The sequence below is a fragment of the Kitasatospora sp. NA04385 genome (assembly GCF_013364235.1).
In the GTDB taxonomy this organism is placed as follows: domain Bacteria; phylum Actinomycetota; class Actinomycetes; order Streptomycetales; family Streptomycetaceae; genus Kitasatospora.
In genome coordinates this window covers 7,514,067-7,529,051 of sequence record NZ_CP054919.1, presented here as the reverse complement: position 1 = coordinate 7,529,051, position 14,985 = coordinate 7,514,067, and the positions used below count along the sequence as shown (strand labels likewise).

The 14,985-nt window shown below is 74.6% G+C and carries 14 protein-coding genes; 8 read left to right on the top strand and 6 right to left on the bottom strand.

Features of this window, described 5'->3' with window-relative positions; translation table 11 throughout:
• Positions 1 to 41: 41 nt before the first annotated feature.
• The gene (locus tag HUT16_RS33310; protein ID WP_217712197.1) at positions 42 to 1,808 is read right to left on the bottom strand and encodes a coagulation factor 5/8 type domain-containing protein; all 1,767 of its coding nucleotides are present in this window, start codon (positions 1,806 to 1,808) and stop codon (positions 42 to 44) included.
• Positions 1,809 to 2,486: 678 nt separating this feature from the next.
• The gene (locus HUT16_RS33305) at positions 2,487 to 3,476 is read right to left on the bottom strand and encodes an ankyrin repeat domain-containing protein (RefSeq protein WP_176191727.1); all 990 of its coding nucleotides are present in this window, start codon (positions 3,474 to 3,476) and stop codon (positions 2,487 to 2,489) included.
• A gap of 454 nt (positions 3,477 to 3,930) precedes the next feature.
• Between HUT16_RS33305 and HUT16_RS33300 the strand changes: the two genes are divergently transcribed.
• Complete coding sequence (locus tag HUT16_RS33300; RefSeq protein WP_176191726.1) at positions 3,931 to 5,175, top strand: S53 family peptidase; 1,245 nt, start codon at positions 3,931 to 3,933, stop codon at positions 5,173 to 5,175.
• Positions 5,176 to 5,256: 81 nt separating this feature from the next.
• Here HUT16_RS33300 and HUT16_RS33295 read toward each other — a convergent pair whose 3' ends face one another.
• Together HUT16_RS33295 and HUT16_RS33290 are read right to left on the bottom strand one after the other, a co-directional pair.
• Positions 5,257 to 5,796, bottom strand: coding sequence for an OsmC family protein (locus tag HUT16_RS33295; RefSeq protein ID WP_176191725.1), 540 nt, complete (start codon positions 5,794 to 5,796; stop codon positions 5,257 to 5,259).
• Between the two features lie 153 nt (positions 5,797 to 5,949).
• Complete coding sequence (locus HUT16_RS33290; protein WP_176191724.1) at positions 5,950 to 7,674, bottom strand: ATP-dependent DNA helicase RecQ; 1,725 nt, start codon at positions 7,672 to 7,674, stop codon at positions 5,950 to 5,952.
• A gap of 116 nt (positions 7,675 to 7,790) precedes the next feature.
• Between HUT16_RS33290 and HUT16_RS33285 the strand changes: the two genes are divergently transcribed.
• Positions 7,791 to 8,126: a hypothetical protein gene (locus HUT16_RS33285; RefSeq protein ID WP_176191723.1), complete on the top strand. Its 336-nt coding sequence runs from the start codon at positions 7,791 to 7,793 to the stop codon at positions 8,124 to 8,126.
• Between the two features lie 74 nt (positions 8,127 to 8,200).
• Here the strand turns inward: HUT16_RS33285 and HUT16_RS33280 are convergent, their stop codons facing one another.
• Together HUT16_RS33280 and HUT16_RS33275 are read right to left on the bottom strand one after the other, a co-directional pair.
• Positions 8,201 to 9,238: a LacI family DNA-binding transcriptional regulator gene (locus HUT16_RS33280; protein WP_176191722.1), complete on the bottom strand. Its 1,038-nt coding sequence runs from the start codon at positions 9,236 to 9,238 to the stop codon at positions 8,201 to 8,203.
• 107 nt (positions 9,239 to 9,345) lie between these two features.
• Positions 9,346 to 9,942: a hypothetical protein gene (locus HUT16_RS33275; protein ID WP_254898106.1), complete on the bottom strand. Its 597-nt coding sequence runs from the start codon at positions 9,940 to 9,942 to the stop codon at positions 9,346 to 9,348.
• Between HUT16_RS33275 and HUT16_RS38835 the strand changes: the two genes are divergently transcribed.
• From HUT16_RS38835 to HUT16_RS33250, 6 genes are all read left to right on the top strand, one after another.
• A complete protein-coding gene (locus tag HUT16_RS38835) occupies positions 9,925 to 10,344 on the top strand; it encodes a hypothetical protein (protein WP_254898105.1) in 420 nt (139 codons plus the stop codon). The genes HUT16_RS33275 and HUT16_RS38835 overlap by 18 nt on opposite strands.
• 158 nt (positions 10,345 to 10,502) lie before the next feature.
• Entirely contained in the window at positions 10,503 to 11,204 is a 702-nt protein-coding gene (locus tag HUT16_RS33270) for a YciI family protein (protein WP_176191721.1), read from the top strand.
• A complete protein-coding gene (locus HUT16_RS33265) occupies positions 11,201 to 12,421 on the top strand; it encodes an RNA polymerase sigma factor (protein WP_254898104.1) in 1,221 nt (406 codons plus the stop codon). The genes HUT16_RS33270 and HUT16_RS33265 overlap by 4 nt, the downstream gene beginning before the upstream one ends.
• 135 nt (positions 12,422 to 12,556) lie before the next feature.
• A complete protein-coding gene (locus tag HUT16_RS33260; RefSeq protein ID WP_176191720.1) occupies positions 12,557 to 13,357 on the top strand; it encodes an MEDS domain-containing protein in 801 nt (266 codons plus the stop codon).
• On the top strand, positions 13,354 to 14,319 hold the full coding sequence (locus HUT16_RS33255) for a sensor histidine kinase (protein ID WP_176191719.1): 966 nt from the start codon (positions 13,354 to 13,356) through the stop codon (positions 14,317 to 14,319). Before HUT16_RS33260 ends, HUT16_RS33255 begins: the two co-directional genes overlap by 4 nt.
• Before the next feature lie 469 nt (positions 14,320 to 14,788).
• Positions 14,789 to 14,983, top strand: coding sequence for an MbtH family NRPS accessory protein (locus HUT16_RS33250; protein ID WP_176191718.1), 195 nt, complete (start codon positions 14,789 to 14,791; stop codon positions 14,981 to 14,983).
• Positions 14,984 to 14,985 lie beyond the last annotated feature (2 nt).

Here is a 14,985-nt window from a genome sequence, read left to right as displayed (position 1 = left end):
CCGGTGGCCGTGGTGCGGGTGGCCGTGGCGCGGGGCGGCGCCTACGGGTAGGCGACCACGTTGACCGGGACGGTCCCGGTCGGGGTGACGCCCCCGGTGTCGTTGATGACGTGCGAGATGGTGCCCTGGTAGCCGAGCGAGACGCTGAGCACGTCGTGGAACTTCACGCCCGCCGTGTTCGGCACCTCGAACGCGTGGTAGGCGTTCACGGCCGGGTTGACGTTGAAGTAGCAGTAGCTGCCCAGGCCCCAGGCCTCGTGGCTGGTGACGTTGCTGCCGACCTTGTAGGCGGCGTAGCCGTTCAGGCCGGACGGCGACTTCCAGGCCGCCTGGTTGGGCACGTCGTACGGCATCTCGTTCTGGAAGAAGATCGTCCGGCCGTTCTGGCCGTTCCAGGTGACCTCGTACTTCTGGTAGTGCTCGACGAACAGGCCGGTCGCCAGGACGTTGTTGCCGTTGACGACCACGCCGTTGTCGGCGGTGTTGACCGTCCAGCCCACGGTGCCCGCGTTGCCGTGGTCGGCGCGCCAGGCCCAGATGTGGTCGATGATCGTGTTGTTGCTGTTGACGACCAGGCTGGTGGTGGCCTTGCCCGCGAACTCGCCGCCGATCCGGAAGAACACGTCCTGGATGGTGGTCGGGTCGGCGGCGTGGTTCGCCGTGGAGCCGCCGGCGCCGACGGTCAGCAGGGCGGCCGAGTTGGTGGTGCCCGCGTCGAAGAGCAGGCCCTTGAGGCGGACGCCGTCGACGTCGGCGACCTGCATCGCGTTGACGCCGTTGTCGGGGACGAAGGTCGGGTAGCCGATGCCGAGGACGACGGTGTCGGCGCGGGTCACGTTGAGGGTCTGGTTGAGGTGGTAGACCCCGGGGGTGACGAACAGGTTGCAGCCCTGGGAGAGCGCGTTGTTGATGGTCGCGGCGGTGTCCCCGGCCTTGACCACGTAGAACCGGCTCATCGGCAGCGAGCTGCCCGGGGTGCTGCCGGACGCCCAGCTGGGGCCGGTGGCGTTGGTGCGCAGGGCGGGCAGGAAGACCCGGTACTTGCCGGAGCCGTCGACGTACAGGTAGGGCACGTCACGGGAGACCGGGGTGGTGGCGAGGGTGGTCTCCGGCGGGTTGGGGAAGGTGTTGGCCGGGGCGCCCTGGACGCCGGAGAAGACCATGTTCCACACGCCGCCGTCCCAGCTGCCGAGGCTGCTGTCCCGGGTGTACCACTGCTGCTGGGAGATCGAGGCGGCCTGCCCGGTCACCTTGCTGTCGGCGACGTAGCCGCCGCTGGCCCAGCCGTAACTGGCCGGGTACAGCGCCAGGTTGCCGTGCACGTCGATCCGCCGGAACGGCGCGGCCTGGGCGACCGCCCAGCGGTTGGTGCCGCCGCCGGGGTTGATCGCCAGGTTCTCGGCGGAGCGCCAGAAGTTCTGGGTGGCGTTGCCCGCGTCCGAGGCGTTGAAGGCGTCGACGGTGATGTTGCCGTTGATCGTGACGTCGTCGGGGTTCTGGCCGAGGCCCGCGACCGAGGTGTAGAAGCCGACGTTGTCGTTGACGTTGTAGGTGCCGGGCTTGAACAGGTCGGCGACCCGGTTCTCGGCGAACTGGGCGCTCTGGGTGTCCTTCATCTGGTTGAAGTGGGCGTCCAGTTGGGCCTGGATGGTGGCGCTGGACATGCTCGGGTCGTAGATGTGCACGTTGGGCCCGAAGTTGGGCGTGTCGGACTGCGCCGGGCAGGTGCCGGTGCCGGTGGGCGTCGGCGTGGGTGTCGGCGTCGGGCTGGGCGTGGGCGTCGGGCTGGGGCTGGTGGTGCTGCCCATGGTGAAGGTGAAGTGCGGGCTGTCGTACTGCGGTCCGCTCTTCTCGTAGGTGAACCAGTACTCGACGGCGTTGCCGGTGGCCAGCGAGCCGACGGTCCAATTCCAGGTGCCCGCGCTGTTGGTCATCCGGATGTTCTGCTGGTTCGCCCCGTTGACCAGGTAGTGAACGTCCACGTAGAGCGCGGACGTGGTCGGGGTGAAGGCAATCTTCAGCTGGGTGGCGCTCAGTTGGGTGGCGCTCTGGGTGTAGTCGGCCGCGGCGGAGGCGGGGCCCGCGGTGGCGGCCAGGCCGAGCAGGGCCGCGACGGTCAGCGCCAGCGCGGTGAGCAGGGCGAGCACGCGCGGACGCGGCTGCCGCGCGCGGGGGTGGGGGTGGGAAAGGGCGGTCGTCCTTCGCATGGGGGTCCTCTCGTCTGGCTTCGCAAAGTGAACGCCAGTCCGAAGTGGGGGAAGGGGTTGGTGTCGCCTTTCTGATGAGCCCGGGTGGTCGAGATCGGTTGAGAGCGCTCTCTGAGCTCGTACGGAAGTGTTGGGGCGGTGAAGGCCCACCGTCAAGTGGCGTGCTGCCTTCATCTCTCGAAGGCAGCACGGAAGCAGCCGACCGGGGCCGGGCCGGGGCCGACGACCGGTGCAGACCCGGGCCGACGACCGGCGCGGGCGGGGTCGGTGCGGGCGGGGTCAGCCCTCCCAGTAGTCGAGGTCGGGCAGCTTGAACCAGCGGTCGGCGGGGCCGGTGACGGCGCGGGCGTCGGCGGGCCGCAGACCGGCGAAGGCGCAGGCGGCGGCGACCGCGCTGCGGCGGTACAGGTACCCGTCGAGGACCCGGTCGGCACTGTCCCCGGAGTCCGGGCCGCCGCCGGGGTGCAGGTCCCAGGCTTCGACGGTGCCGTCGCGGACGATGCTGCCCTGGTTGCCGCTCTTGGGGTTGGCGTACAGGCCGTAACCGAAGGTGCCCGCGGTCAGCCGGGCCATCGCGCCCGGGGTGGAGGGGGTGTAGCCCCAGGGCTGGGTGACGACGCAGCCGCCGGGGACGGTGGTGGCGCCCGCGATCAGCAGCCCCTCCTCCATCTCGTACGCGTACGGGTCGTCCAGGAACTCCTCCAGGTACTCCGCGTCCAGCGGTTGGCCGCCCAGCCGGCGGACGGCCTCGGCGGCGTCGATGCCCGCGACGCAGGCCAGACCGGTGCCCTCGTAGGGGAACTCGCCCAGGGCGGCGACGAGTTCGCGCCCGCTCCGGACGGTCTCCCGTTCGGTGGGCGTCAGTTCGGTGGCCACCGGTTCCGCGGTCGTCGCTCCGGTGGCCGCGCCGCCCCCGGCGGGCCGCGGGAACAGGTCGGGGACGGGCCCGGCGAGCGCGAGGCGGCCGGGCGACCAGCCGCCGAGCTGCGGACGCCAGGGGTCGGCCCCGGCGGCGGCCAGCACCCGGGCGTTGTCCGGCCGGTCGGCCAGCACGGCCCGCCACAGCGCGGTCGTCCCGTGCTCCCGCGCGTCCACGTCCGCGACCCGGGCGGCGAGTTCGGCCACCACCTGCGGGGAGCCGTAGGCCGCCGCGTGGTGCAGCGGACGACCGGCACCGCACCACTCCGGGTCGGCGCCCGCCCCCAGCCGGGCCAGGACCTCCGCGTGGTCGCTCCAGCCCGCCCAGGCGATCCCGTCCCAGCCCGTCATCGCACCCCTCCGTCCGCACCACCCCGGCGCAGCCGCCGAGTTCGTCCGCACACTGTCGCACCCGGGGCCGACACCCCGGCGCGCCCGCCCCTGCGGCGGCCCCTGCGGCGGCGTTCGGCAGCGCGCGCCGGAGGCCGGGCCGGGGCCTGCCGCTGCGCGGCGGGAGCGCCGGGGAGCGAAGCGGAGGCAAACCCTCCCCCGGCGAAACGGCGTCGATCGACCAAGCGTCAGGCCCCCGAGGCAAAGGGCTGGTTCGGATCGGCGCCGACTCCTTGTTGGGCATGAGCATGACCCCCTAGTGTCGAACGCCAGTCCGCCCCCACGCGGACACCCGGCCGAACGGCAGCCCGAACCCCGCCTTCGCGCCCGCCCCGCCGCGCTCCCGGAACACCATCCGTCCGCGCGGCCCGGCATGCACCGCTTCCGGTCACCCCAGCCAAGGAGGCACTTCCGCATGCGCACTTCCGCCACCGCCCGCCGCACCGCCCTCGCCGTCGCGGGCACCGCCGCCCTCGCCCTCTCCGCCCTCACCACCGCCGCCCCGGCGGGCGCGACCGCCGCCCCGCAGGCGCGCACCGGGGGCGGCACGTCCTGGGTCCGGGCCTGCGACACCCTCGCCCACGGCGACACCGTGGCCTGCCACGCCCTGCGCGTGACCAGCACGGTGGAGCCGGTCGCCGCGTTCGGCGTCAGCCCGCACCTCACCCCGTCCGGCTTCGGCCCGAGCGACCTGCTCGGCGCGTACAAGCTGCCCGCGAACGGCGGCGCGGGCACGACCATCGCCATCGTCGACGCCTACAACGACCCCAACGCCGAGTCGGACATGGCCGTCTACCGCGCCCAGTACGGCCTGCCCGCCTGCACCAAGGCCAGCGGCTGCTTCAAGCAGGTCAACCAGAGCGGCGGCAGCAGCCTGCCCGCGAACAACTCCGGCTGGGCCGGGGAGATCTCCCTCGACCTCGACATGGTCTCCGCCATCGCCCCCAACGCGCACATCGTGCTGGTCGAGGCCAGCAGCGCGACCATGGCCAACCTCGGCACCTCGGTGAACACCGCGGTGAGCCTGGGCGCCAAGTTCGTCTCCAACAGCTACGGCGGCGGCGAGTCCTCCGCCGACACCTCGTACGACACCTCGTACTTCAACCACCCGGGCGTCGCCATCACCGTCTCCTCCGGCGACTCCGCGTACGGCGCCCAGTACCCGGCCGCGTCCAAGTACGTGACCGCGGTCGGCGGCACCGCCCTCAAGCGGGACAGCAGCAGCCGCGGCTGGTCGGAGAGCGTCTGGCTGACCAACTCCACCGAGGGCACCGGCTCCGGCTGCTCCAAGTACGACACCAAGCCGACCTGGCAGAAGGACACCGGCTGCACCAAGCGCACCATCGCCGACGTCGCCGCCGTCGCCGACCCCGCCACCGGCGTCGCCGTCTACCAGACCTACGGCGGCAGCGGCTGGGCCGTCTACGGCGGCACCAGCGCCGCGGCCCCGATCATCGCGGGCGTCTACGCGCTGGGCGGCGCCCCCTCGGCCGGCTCCAGCCCGGCGTCCTTCCCGTACGCCCACACCACCGCCCTGTTCGACGTCACCTCCGGCTCCAACGGCTCCTGCTCCCCCGCCTACCTGTGCAAGGCGGGCACCGGCTACGACGGCCCGACCGGTCTCGGCACCCCCAACGGCACCACCGCCTTCAAGGGCTGACCCCGCGTCGACCCGGGAGGCCGCCACGCCGTCCGCGTGGCGGCCTCCGCCGCTGCCCGGCTGGGCTGGGCAGGGCTGGGCTCAGCTCAGCCGGAGCGTCACCGCGTGCTCCGAGCGGACGAGCCGCAGCATCGGGCAGCGCTCGTCGGCGGCGGCCAGCAGCCCGGCCAGCGTCTCCGCGGGCACGTCGCCGCGCAGGTCCACGGTGGCCGTCAGGTCGTACGGGACGGCGGGCGCGTCGGTCGGCACGCCGAAGAACCGGGCGTCGTTGTTGCGGGCCCGGACCTCGACCTCGGCCCGGTCCAGCGGGACGTCCTCCAGTGCGGCGATGCACAGCAGGGTGTGGGTCAGGCAGGTGCTGACCACCGCGCACAGCAGTTCCGGCGAGGACGGCCCGAGGTTGAACCCGCCGATGTCCGGGCCGCCGTCGCCGAGGAACGACCACTCCCCCACCCGCACCTTGCGCACCCCGGTCGCGTCGTCGGCGACGCAGACCGCGCTGACCTCCTCGTCCCAGTCCGCACTGCTCGGCCGCCGCCGCGCGGCGTCCCGCATCGCCGCGCCCTTGTCCTTCAAGTGCTCGGCCAGGCCCGGCCGTTGAACCGGATATGTGTTCGTCATGGCCGCTAGCGTAGAGGGCCGGGGGGAGCCGGCCACCCGGATGTCCGCCGTCCGGGCGCCGCCGGGGTGGCCGCGGTGGCGGCCGTCGTCGTGCCCACCGGCACCGGCGCGGCGGCGGACGGCGCGGTCCGGCGCCGCGCCGCGACCGGCCGGTCAGCGCACGGCGAGCAGGTTGTTCCGGCGCACCACGTCCAGGGACAGGGTGCGGTAGCCGACGCTGTCGAAGAGGACCGTCAGGTGGCGGTCCTCCTCGCTCATCACCGCGCCCTCCCCCCAGTGCTCGTGCCGCACCAGCGCGCCCGGCCGGAACGGGTGCCGGTCGTCGGCGAGGGCGGCCGAGTCGTCGTCCGGGGCGGACGGCCCGGGCAGCGGGCCGCCGGTGCCCGCCAGCACGGCGGGGCCGCCCGCCGGCCCCTGCCGGGAGAGCTCCGCCGCCTCGCAACGGTCGCAGGAGCCGCAGGAACCGGTGTCGGACGCCTCCCGGGGCTGGCCGAAGTAGCCCAGCAGGAAGCGCCGCCGACAACCGGCGCTCTCCGCGTAACCGCGCATCATGTCCACCCGGGAGCGCTCCAACTGCTGGTGGGCGTCACCGAGTTCCACCGCCTCCCGGGCGGCGTCCACCGGGTCGACGTCGACGGTCGGCTCCAGGTCGCCCTCCCCGGTGGTGGCCACCGCGCCCACCTGCTCCAGCAGGTTCACCACCGCGGTCAGCCGACTCGCCGTCAGCCGGGTCTCGGCCCGCAGCTCACCGGGGTGGACCGGCCCGTCGCAGTCCGCCAGGGTGCTCGCCACCCGGGCGACGGTGTCCGGGTCCGGACGACCCGCCGCGAAGAACCGCTGCAGCCCCAGGTCCTGCGGCCGGTAGGCGAGGATCGCCCGCGCCGGCTCCCCGTCCCGCCCCGCCCGCCCGATCTCCTGGTAGTAGGCGTCCAGCGAACCGGGAACGGAGGCGTGCAGCACGAACCGCACGTCCGGCTTGTCGATCCCCATCCCGAACGCCGAGGTCGCCACCACCACGTCCAACCCGCCCGCCAGGAAGCGGTCGTGGACGGCGGCACGCTCCGCGGCGGGCAGCCCCGCGTGGTAGGCCGCCGCGTCGAAGCCGAGCTGTTCGAGCTCCACCGCGTACTCCTGCGCCTCCCGCCGCGTCGCCGCGTACACCAGCCCCGGTTTGGGCTCGGCCGCCGCCCGCTCGACCACCGCGCGCCTCTTCACCGCCGCGTCCCGGAACGGCACCACCTCCAGGTGGATGTTCGGCCGGTCGAAGCCGGTGACCACCTCGTGCACCTCGCGCATCCCGAGCTGCGCCACGATGTCCGCCCGCACCGGCGCCGCGGCACTCGCCGTCAGGGCCAGCACCGGCGGCCGCCCTATCCGGTCGATGACCTGGCCCAGCCGCAGGTAGTCCGGCCGGAAGTCGTGGCCCCAGGACGACACGCACTGGGCCTCGTCCACGACGAACAGGGCCGGCCCCGCCGCGGCGAGCTGCTCGACCACCTCGTCCTTGGCCAACTGCTCGGGCGCCAGGAAGAGGAAGTCCACGTCCCCCTCGCTGATCCGGTCCCAGACCGAGGAGTTCTCCCGTCCGCTCTGCGCCGAGTTGACCGCCGCGGCGTCCGTCCCCGCCCGGCGCAGCAGGCCCTGCACCTGGTCGCGCTGCAGCGCGATCAGCGGCGAGACCACCACCGTCGGTCCGGGCAGCAGCAACCCCGGCACCTGGTACACCGCGGACTTGCCGGCCCCGGTGGGCATGACCACCAGGGTGTCGCGCCGCTCCATCACCGCCTCCATCGCCAACAGCTGCTCCGGCCGCAACCGCTCCCAGCCGAAAACCTCCCGCGCGCTCCGCTGCAACCGCCGCGCCGACGAAGTGGCCATCTCGCTCCTCGGGTTCAAGCCCGTCCGGCACACCGGCCGGCCCGGGGACGGCGTGCGAATACCCCGCCAGGACGAACTGACGCGTCCTCACCGGCCCGGTGCGCGACCATGGCCCCATGACCGAGAACCAGCAGGTCGAGCACACCCCCGACGGCCACCACGTCCTGATCGGCGGCCGGCGCTGGCGGGCGACCGACCCGGAGGTGCCGGAGGGGGTCCGCGACCGCCTCACCCACCACCTGATGGCAGCCCGCCGGGCCCTCGCCCGCCTCACGGACGACCCGGACGCCGAACGGGCCGCCCGGGCCCGCGTGCGGCTCGCCAAGACCGGCCTGGGCGAACGGGGCACCCCCTGGTGGGAACAGACCCTCCCCGAACGCCGCCGGCGCTGGGAACACAGCCTGCGCGCCCTGGACGACGCGGACCGGCCGCCCCGACCGGCCGACGGCTGAGGACGCGACCGCGGGGCCGCCGCGCGGCCCGGGGATCCGGGCCCCCGGGTCAGCGGGCGGCGGGCGGCACCGGGTCAGCGGGCGGCGGACGGCACCGGGCCGGTGCTCTCGCGCTGGACCAGGCGGGTGGCCAGTTCGACCCGCGGGAGGTCGACCTGCTCGCCGTCGACCAGGCGCAGCAGGGTGCGGGCGGCCATCGCGGCCATGTCCTGGAGCGGCTGGCGGACGGTGGTGAGCATCGGGTCGCTCCAGCGGGTCACCGGGACGTCGTCGAAGCCGACGATGCTGATGTCCTGCGGGATGCGCAGGCCGCGTTCGCGCAGCGCCGTGTAGGCGCCGAAGGCCTGGAGGTCGCTGGCGGCGAACACCGCGGTGGGCGGCTCCTGTCCGGTCGCGGCGAGTTCGTCGAGCAGGGCGGTCAACTCGTGGCGGCCGGAGCGGTCGTTGAACTCGCCGAAGCGCAGCCAGCCGTCGGGGACCGGGAGTTCGGCGCGTTCCATGGCGGCCCGGTAGCCGTCCGCGCGGGCCCGGCTGCACAGCAGCTGCCGGGGGCCGGCCAGGTGGGCGATCCGGCGGTGGCCCAGGCCGATCAGGTGGTCGACGGCGGAGATCGCGCCGGCCCAGTTGGTGGCGCCGATGGTCGGGACGCCGGCGTCCGCGGTGCCGACCGGGTCGACGAGCACGAACGGCACCTTCAGCGCGGCCAGCCGGGCCCGCTGGCGCGGCGTCAGGTCGGAGACCACCAGGATCGCGCCGTCCGAGCGGCGGCCGGCGATCTGCTCCAGCCACTCGCCGGTGCCGGTGCTGCTGCCGTGGACGGCGGAGAGCACCATGCTGACGCCCGCCTCGGCCAGGGCCTCCTGCGCGCCCCGGATGATCTCGATCGACCAGAGGCTGTCGAGCTCGTTCATCACCAGGTCGACGATGCCGCCGCGGCGGCGCGGGCGGCGGCGCTGGTAGTGGTGGCGGTCCATGATCTCCTGGACCCGCTCGCGGGTCGCGGCGGAGACGTCGCTGCGGCCGTTGAGCACCTTGGAGACGGTGGCGTTGGAGACACCGGCCTCGGCGGCGATCTCGCCGATCGTCACCTTGGGTCGTGCCTGGCCCGCCATCTGTCGTCCGTTCCTCGTGGTCCGCGGCCCGGGGGCGGTGGGTGGTGCGCCGGTGCCGCCCCGGGTCACAGCAGGATAGTGCGGGCGGCCGCCGGCCGGGTCGGCGCTCACCGCGGGGCGAGGTAGGACGGGGCGGAGAACGCGGCGGGCATCCGGGCGCCGGTGAGGTCCTGGGCGCAGACGCTGGTGAAGGCGCCGGTGAAGCCCCAGCTGGTGTAGTGGCCGGTGTGCGCGTCGCCGACGGTGGCGTAGTCGTCGGAGAGCCGGGAGGCGTCGAGTTCGGGCCCGGCCGGCCGCCAGCGGGGGGCGCCGCCGGCCGGGGTCCAGGCGAACCGGGCGGCCGCGCCGTGCACTTCGAGCCGCAGCCGCAGCGGCCCGGCGCCGACCGGGGCGGGGGCCGCGGGCTCGGTGTAGCGGCCGCGGTCGCAGACGCCGAGCCGCAGGACCCGGCCGAGCGCCTCGTCCCAGCTGAGGTGCAGGTAGTGCCAGAGCTCGGTGTTGTAGAGGTGCACCAGTCCGGCGGCCTGGCGGGGCGAGCGGGGGTCGGCGTCCACCGTCGCCTCGAAGTCGAACTCGGCGTGCGTGCGGCGGCGGGCCAGCAGGCTCTGCCGGTGCCGGGAGGAGAGCGACTCGTCGCCGCGCAGCAGCAGCCGTCCCCGGTCGAGGGCGATCCAGGACGGGTCGGGGTGGCGGCGCAGGGTCATCCAGCCGGGGCCGGGGCGGTCGGTGCCGAAACCGACCGGCGGCTCGGGGGCGGGGGTCGGCGTCGCCGCGCCGCGAGCCGGGGTCGGCCGTCGGCCGTCCACTCGACCCGCTGGATCGCGGTCTCCCGGCCGAGCACGCAGGCGCCGAGCGGGTGGAACTGCTACGGCGCCGACTTCTACCAGCAGGCGTTCGCGTACATCAAGGGCCGGATCGACGCCCTGGGCGCGAACAACGTCGCCACCGTCTGGCAGTCCGCCGCCTGGCCGCTCAACGCCGGGGCCGGGCGCTGGGAGCAGCCGCTCACCGTCAAGTCCGGTGACCGGGTGACGTACTGGTTCGACTACCAGCGCTCCGACCAGACCTTCCAGGTCTCCACCCCCGCCTACAGCGTCACCCTCTGACGCCCCCGCCCCCGCCCGCGCCCCCGCCCCCGCCCCCGCCCGCGCCCGGGGCGGCGGTGGCGGCGGTGGCGGTACCGTCGGAAGGAAATTCTCACCGACCTGTCGGATTCGGCCGCGGCTCTTCGTCGTACGGGTGAACCGTTCGAAAGGGGAATGCCGTGAAGTACGTGCTGTTCATCGCCACCGACCCGGCCGGGGAGCCGATCGACCAGGACCCGGAGGCGTGGGTCGAGGAGTGGAACGGCCGGGGCGTCCGGCTGGAGGGGATGCCGCTGAAGCCGGTCGCCGAGACCAGCACCGTCCGGGTCCGCGGGGAGCGGGTGCTCGTCACGGACGGCCCGTTCGCCGAGACCACCGAGTGGATCGCCGGGTACGACCTGCTGGAGGCCGCCGACCTGGACGAGGCCATCGAGGCCGCCGCCGCGCACCCGATGGCGACCGGCGGGCGCGTCGAGATCCGCCCGGTCGAGCCGCTCGACCTCGGGCCCGGCACCGCGAACCTCCCGCACGCGGGCGACGCCCCCGCCGCCCGCTACCTGGGCGTCTTCCGGGCCGACCCGGACGCCCCGGCCCCCGGGCCGGACCGGGCCGAGGTCGCCGAGTGGGTCCGCGCCGGGCTCGCCTCCGGCCGCTACCTCGGCGGGGAGCACCTGCGCCCCGTCGAGGACGCCACCCTCGTGCGCCGCCGCGCGGGCGAACTGCTGGTCACCGACGGGGCGTACGCGGACGTGCCGCAGTGGGTCACCGGCCTGGTGTTCCTCGACGGGGAGCGGCAGGAGGCCCTCGACTACCTCGCCCGTTCCCCGATGGCCCGCACCGGCATCGCCGAACTGCGCGAGTTCTGGGCGGACTTCGCGTGACGGCCGGGCCGGCGGAGGTGCGGGCGGCGCTCGCCGCGGCGCACCGCGCCGAGTGGGGCGTCGTCTTCGGCACCCTGGTGCGCCTGACCGGCGACTGGGAGCTGGCCGAGGACTGCGCGCAGGAGGCGTTCGCCCGCGCCCTGCCGGCCTGGGAGCGCGACGGCGTGCCGGACCGGCCGGGCGCCTGGCTGGTCACCACCGCCCGCAACCGGGCCCTGGACGTGCTGCGCCGGCGGAGCACCGAGCACGGCAGGCTCGCCGAACTCGCCGCGGCCGAGGCGGTCCGCGAGCCGCCGCCGCCCGGGGACGAGCGGCTGCGGCTGGTCTTCACCTGCTGTCACCCGGCGCTGCCGCTCGAATCCCGGGTCGCGCTCACCCTGCGGGCGGTCGGCGGGCTCACCACCCGTGAGATCGCCCGGGCCTTCCTGGTCTCCGAGGAGACCGTCTCGCAGCGCGTCCTGCGCGCCAAGCGCAAGATCGCGGCGGCCGGCATCCCCTACCGGGTGCCGCCGCCCGGCGCGCGGGCCGAACGCCTCGGCGGGGTGCTCGCCGTCCTGTACCTCGTCTTCACCGAGGGGTACGCGCCCAGTGACGGCAGCGCCGTCCGCGACCCGCTGGCCGAGGAGGCGATCCGGCTCGCCCGGCTGGTCGTCGCCGAAGCCCCGGAGGAGCCGGAGGCGCGGGGGCTGCTCGCGCTACTGCTGCTCCAGCACTCCCGGCGGGCCGCCCGCTTCGGCCCGGACGGGGCCCCGATCACCCTGGCGGACCAGGACCGCGGCCGCTGGGACCAGGCGCTCGTCACCGAGGGCGCGGCCCTGGCCCGCACTGTGGCAACGTCCGGCGGCCCCTACGCGCTCCAGGCCGCGATCGCCGCCCGGCACGCCCTGGCCCCGGACGCCGCCGCCACCGACTGGGCCGCGATCACCGCCCTGTACGACCGGCTGCTCGCCCTGCGGGCCAACCCGGTCGTCGAGCTCAACCGGGCCGTCGCCCTCGGCATGCGCGACGGTCCGCAGGCCCAGCTGGACGCCCTCGACGCCCTCGGGACGCCCGCCGCGCTGGCCCGCCACCACGCCCTGCCCGCCGTCCGCGCCGACGCCCTGCACCGCCTGGGCCGCACCCGCGAGGCCGCGCGGAGCTACCGGGCGGCCCGGGACCTCGCCCCCGACGGGGCGACCGCCCGGGAGTACGCCCGGCGGATCGCCGAACTCGGCTGACGGCGCGCCGGTGTCCGCGCCCCGCGACGACACCGGCGCGCTGCCCTCGCCCGGACGATCCCGTGCGCGCGGGGCCGATAGGATGCGCGTGCAGGTGATCGGGTGGGAGGAGGGCACGTGAGGAATGCGCGTGCTGTGCCGACGCTCGATTCCGTCGGGACGGGCGACCACGTCTGCTGGCTGGTCGGCCCCGGGGACGATTTCACCGCGACGGCCCGGGCCTTCGCCGCCGACGGCGCGCTCTTCGGCGACAAGGTGCTGCTCATCGGCGCGCCCGACAGCCGGTGGTCGCTGGACGGCACGCCCCAGGGGCTGGTCGTCGACCCCGTCGCCGAGCGCGCGGGCGGGGCGGCGTGGGGCCCGGCGACTATGCTGGACATGGTGCACCGGGAGGCGGACGCCGCGAGCCGCCAGGGCTTCCGCGCCCTGCGGGTGCTCGCCCGGATGGACCGGGTGTGGCCCGGCGGCGCGAGCCCGCAGGAGATCGCCCGGCACGAACTGGACCTGGACGGCGTGGTGCTCGCCAGGGCGGCCGTCGTCGTCTGCGCCTACCACCGCGCCGGCTTCCGGCCCGGCGCCCTGGAGCAGGCCACCGGAGTACATCCCCACCTGCTGGGCACACGCGCGGAGATGCCCGGTTTTCGGATGTACAGCGCGGGAACGGACTGCTGGAGCGTGAGCGGCGTGGTGGATTTCGAGGGCGTCGAGTCCTTCCGCACCGCCCTGGACGCACTGGTCGCCCGTTCGGCCACCGTGCGGCTGCGCTGCGAGGGGCTGGAGCTGGTGGACGCCGCGGGCATGCGCGCCCTGGTCGACGCGGCCTGCGGGTCCCCCGGCCGCCGGATCGTGATCGAGAACCCGGACGAGACGTTCCGGCGCTGCTGGTCGCTGCTCGGCTACGACGTCCCGCAGATCCCCGTGGAGCTGGCACCGTGAGCGAGAACGGCACGACGCGCCCGGAAGCCCCCTCCCAGGACTCCGCCTTCCGGCACGAGCTGTACCCCTACGACGGGGACGCGCAGTTCCTCGACGGCGCCATGTCCTTCATCCACGACGCCCACGCCGGGAGCGAGCTCGTCCTGGTCGCGGTCGGGGAGCCGAAGGAGCGCATGCTGCGCAGCGAGTTGGCGGGCACGGACATCGCCGGGGGCGTCACCTTCCTCGACACCGCCGCCCTGGGCCGCAACCCCGGGCGGCTGATCCCCGCCTGGCGCGACTGGGTCTCCAAGGCCGCGGAGGGCCATCCGGTCCGCGGCATCAGCGAGTCCGCGTGGAGCGACCGCTCCCCGGCGGAGAGCACCGAGTTCGGTTACCACGAGTGGCTGCTGAACCTGGCGTTCGCCCAGTCCCCCGCCTGGTGGCTGCTGTGCCCCTACGACACCGCCGTGCTGGAGCCCGCCGCGATCGAGTCGGCCCGGCGCTGCCACCCGATGCTGCTCAGCGAGGGGGCCCACGGCCCCAACAGCGCCTACGTCCAGGAACCGTACGCCTTCCCCGAGTTGACCCCGGCCGCCGACCATCCCCAGGAACTCCCCTACCAGCGGGGCCTGCTCTCGGCGGTGCGCGCCCACATCACCGCCTGTGCGAACCGGCACGGCCTGGAGGAGACCCGGCTGCGCGAACTGCTGATCGCCGCCACCGAGGTGGTCGGCAACAGCATCAAGCACGGCGGCGGCCGGGGCGTCCTGCGCACCTGGGTGGAGGGCACGGACCTGATCTGCGAGTTCCACGACGCCGGCCACCTCCAGGACCCGCTGGTCGGCCGGCTGCGGCCCACCGCCGACCAGGTCGGCGGCCGCGGGCTCTGGCTCGTCCAGCAGCTCTGCGACCTGGTCCAGATCCGCTCCACCGCGGAGGCCGGCACCACCGTCCGGCTGCACACCCGGCTCCTGGGCTGACCGCGCCCGGCCGATCCGGATATCGGCGGGAGGGATGCGCCCGTCCCCGGTTTTCCCGGGCCCGGGAACCCGGCATTCGCCCGGGGCGGGGCGAATTGCGGGGCGAATGTGGTGGATGGGTTCGGTGTGACGGGTGTGATGTGAGGGCCGTTTTGTTTTCGGGGGCGGTTTTTCGTGGTGTTCCGGTCCAATTCTCGTTTTAACGGGCGGGGGGAGTAATCGCTTTACTCTATCGGCGGGTGGAGTGGCGATACATGCTGACCCAGAGGAACGCGTGGGGGCGGTGGTTCGCCGGCGGTCGGGGCGGTTGTCCGGGCGGGCGGCCGTTTCCGCGCGCTGTCCGGCCCGCCCGATGCCGGCCGCGCCCGTCCGTCGTACCCGCCGTGCCGGTCAGGCACGCGGTCCGGCGGGCGCGCGGGCGTGCGGGTGGCGGGTGCCGTCGCGCCGTTCGCCTACCCGGAGGAACCCCATGGACGACTCCCCCCAGTCCTACACCGTCGTGTCGAACGACGAGGAGCAGTACTCGATCTGGCCCGCCGGTCGGGACCTTCCCGCCGGTTGGCACCACGCCGGTGTCACCGGCACGAAAACCGACTGCCTGACCCACATCGGCACCGTGTGGACGGACATGCGACCCCTGAGCCTGCGTCGGGTCTCGGAGTAATC

Bases quoted from the DNA above. Each gene is read 5' to 3' on its own strand.
- HUT16_RS33290 (WP_176191724.1), bottom strand. From the start codon at position 7,674: ATGGCCACTTCGTCGGCGCGGCGGTTGCAGCGGAGCGCGCGGGAGGTT.
- HUT16_RS33275 (WP_254898106.1), bottom strand. From the start codon at position 9,942: ATGACCCTGCGCCGCCACCCCGACCCGTCCTGGATCGCCCTCGACCGG.
- HUT16_RS33300 (WP_176191726.1), top strand. From the start codon at position 3,931: ATGCGCACTTCCGCCACCGCCCGCCGCACCGCCCTCGCCGTCGCGGGC.
- HUT16_RS33250 (WP_176191718.1), top strand. From the start codon at position 14,789: ATGGACGACTCCCCCCAGTCCTACACCGTCGTGTCGAACGACGAGGAG.
- HUT16_RS33285 (WP_176191723.1), top strand. From the start codon at position 7,791: ATGACCGAGAACCAGCAGGTCGAGCACACCCCCGACGGCCACCACGTC.
- HUT16_RS33295 (WP_176191725.1), bottom strand. From the start codon at position 5,796: ATGACGAACACATATCCGGTTCAACGGCCGGGCCTGGCCGAGCACTTG.
- HUT16_RS33310 (WP_217712197.1), bottom strand. From the start codon at position 1,808: ATGGGCAGCACCACCAGCCCCAGCCCGACGCCCACGCCCAGCCCGACG.
- HUT16_RS33305 (WP_176191727.1), bottom strand. From the start codon at position 3,476: ATGACGGGCTGGGACGGGATCGCCTGGGCGGGCTGGAGCGACCACGCG.
- HUT16_RS33280 (WP_176191722.1), bottom strand. From the start codon at position 9,238: ATGGCGGGCCAGGCACGACCCAAGGTGACGATCGGCGAGATCGCCGCC.